This window comes from Croceivirga sp. ABH4_376 (assembly GCF_056160685.1).
In genome coordinates this window covers 1-3,015 of the sequence record NZ_JBSWXQ010000016.1, presented here as the reverse complement: position 1 = coordinate 3,015, position 3,015 = coordinate 1, and the positions used below count along the sequence as shown (strand labels likewise).

General features: G+C 44.6%; 1 protein-coding gene. It reads left to right on the top strand.

Annotated elements, in window-relative coordinates; translation table 11 throughout:
* The coding region (locus ACXAGS_RS15685) for a beta strand repeat-containing protein (protein ID WP_474908082.1) at nucleotides 1-3,015 on the top strand (3,015 nt) is incomplete at both ends.

Sequence of the window (3,015 nt, the reverse complement as noted above, 5' to 3'; positions counted from 1 at the left end):
ATACCACCAGTGGTCTTGCGGCTACTGACGTACAAGCTGCAATAGATGAAATCAACGCTGCTGCAGGAACAGTGGCGTTGGTAGACAATGGCGATGGCACGTATGAATTTACAGATGCATCGGGAACAACGACTACAATCAGCGATACGAGTTTAAGTACGGTTGCCGATAACGGAGACGGAACGTACACCTATACGGACGAAGCTGGCAACACTCAGACTATCGATACCAGAGCATCCAGCAACCCATATGATAATACCACCAGTGGTCTTGCGGCTACTGACGTACAAGCTGCAATAGATGAAATCAACGCTGCTGCAGGAACAGTGGCGTTGGTAGACAATGGTGATGGCACGTATGAATTTACGGATGCATCGGGAACAACGACTACTATAAGCGATACAAGCATTAGTACATTAGTTAACAATGGTGATGGAACATACACCTATACAGATGAAACGGGGACAGCACAAACTTTCGATTTTGTTAGTAACGATGCAAACAACGACATCACTGTTGGTAGTGACGGAGGTTTGTATTTGAATGTTGCTTCGGTAAGTATTGCAGAAACTAATACCAATATTGCAGATAATGGTAACGGTACGTTTACCTACACCAACGAAAATGGTGTTGCGCAAACAATAGCAAAAGGAGACCTAACCAATAATGGCGATGGGACGTTTACATATGATAATGGAAATGGTACACCTGTAACATTTATTGGTACTGACGACCAAACAGCAACTGAGGTAGCTATCACCGATGCAGCAGGTAACTTTGTCGCTAACAACGTTGAAGAGGCTTTAGCGGAATTAGCTACAAATAGTACAGACGACCAGGACTTAGGTCAAGGAGCAGGTGGTGTGGCCAATGAAAGCGTAGAATTAACCATCACAGATGGAGCAAGTACCACCATAGATATTCGTGATGCGGATTCAAATCCGTTGAATGAGATACAGAATTTAAGTGAAGTATTGGCCGACGGAAATGACGGTGGAGGAGCGGCTATTACTAATATTGCCGACCCAACCAACGCTCAAGATGCTGCAACTAAAGCATATGTAGATGCTTTAGACGGTACAGACGACCAAGACTTAGGTCAAGGAGCTGGTGGTGTAGCCAATGAAAGTGTAGAATTAACGATTACGGATGGTGCAAGCACAACCATAGATATTCGTGATGCGGATTCAAATCCGTTGAACGAGATACAGAATTTAAGTGAAGTATTGGCCGACGGAAATGACGGTGGAGGAGCGGCTATTACCAATATTGCCGACCCAACCAACGCTCAAGATGCTGCAACTAAAGCATATGTAGATGCTTTAGACGGTACAGACGACCAAGACTTAGGTCAGGGAGCTGGTGGTGTAGCCAATGAAAGTGTAGAATTAACGATTACAGATGGTGCAAGTACCACCATAGACATTCGTGATGCGGATTCAAATCCGTTGAATGAGATACAAACTGTTGCTTCAGCAGACGGTTCGGTTACGGTAGTAAGAACTGGTGATGATTTTGATTTATCGGTAGACACAACTACAACTGTAGCCAATGCTAGTAGCGGAAATGAATTGACCACTACGGTAAATGGTGTTACAGGAGCACCAGTAGATATCATCAATAGCAATACAGTAACATTAAATGGTAGTAACGAATTAGTTAATACGGTAAATGGCGAAGCTTCAACAGGATTAGATTTGACTCCTGCGATACAGGCAAATCAAACCACTACTTCAGTTGTAGCGGGTAATGGTGTATCGGTAACTCCAAGTACAACAGGAAATAATACGGCTTATACAGTTGCTGTTGACGAAGCCGCAATAGCAGATGGAACAATTTCTTCTTCAGATTTAACAGTTACCGGTGGAGCAAACGCAACCTTTGAGGATGTTACCTTAGAAATTGCGGCAGGAGCTGTAGGTACTGCAGAGCTTGCAGATGATGCAGTTGCATTAGAAAAATTAGCGAACGGTACCGCAAATGGACAAGTAATGCAGTGGGATGGTACGGAATGGACCTTAGTAGATTTAGGTTCTGTGACCGTAACAGAGAATGATGGTGTTATAGGTAACGAAGTGGTAGGACCCACAGACGGTACATTGGTACGTTCAGGGGCTGGCTCTACGGTAAGTCCGTACACATTAGATGTAGCAGCAGACGGTATTACAAGCAATGAAATTGCAACGGGAGCTGTAAATACGGACGAATTAGCAGATAGCGCGGTTACCTTAGGTAAACTTGCGGATGGTGCTAATGCGGGAGATATGATACAATGGAATGGTACTTCTTGGGAGTATATAGATCCAAGTACTTTGATTCCTGCTAATAACGATAATGACGCGTCGAACGAGTTACAAGATTTGTCCTTGACAGGAGATAATTTAACGCTTAGCGATGATCCAACGGCAACACCTATCGATTTATCGGATTACAGGGAAACCGTTGTAGGCGCTAATGATATTACGGTTACCGATGATGGTAATGGAAACTTTACGGTAGATTATGTAGACGGCGATAACGATGATCAGAACGAAATTGAATTACCAACGGGAGGTGCTAATGGGCAAGTATTAAGCACAGATGGAAGTGGTAATTATAGTTGGGTGAATCCAGACTCAGGCCCACAGGGTCCAGCCGGTCCACAAGGTCCAGCAGGTAATGATGGCGCAGACGGTGCAGTAGGCCCACAGGGTCCGGCGGGTGCTAATGGTGCTGACGGTGCAGATGGCGCAGATGGAAACGGAATTGCTTCTACAGTAGATAATAATGACGGTACGTTTACTTTAAATTATACGGATGGTACCAGCTTTACTACTTCAGATTTAACAGGTCCTCAAGGCCCAGCAGGTAATGATGGCGCAGACGGTGCGGTAGGTCCACAAGGTCCAGCAGGCAATGATGGTGCAGACGGTGCAGATGGAAATGGAATTGCTTCCACAGTAGATAATAATGACGGTACGTTTACTTTAAATTATACGGACGGTACCAGCTTCACTACTTCAGATTTAACAGGTC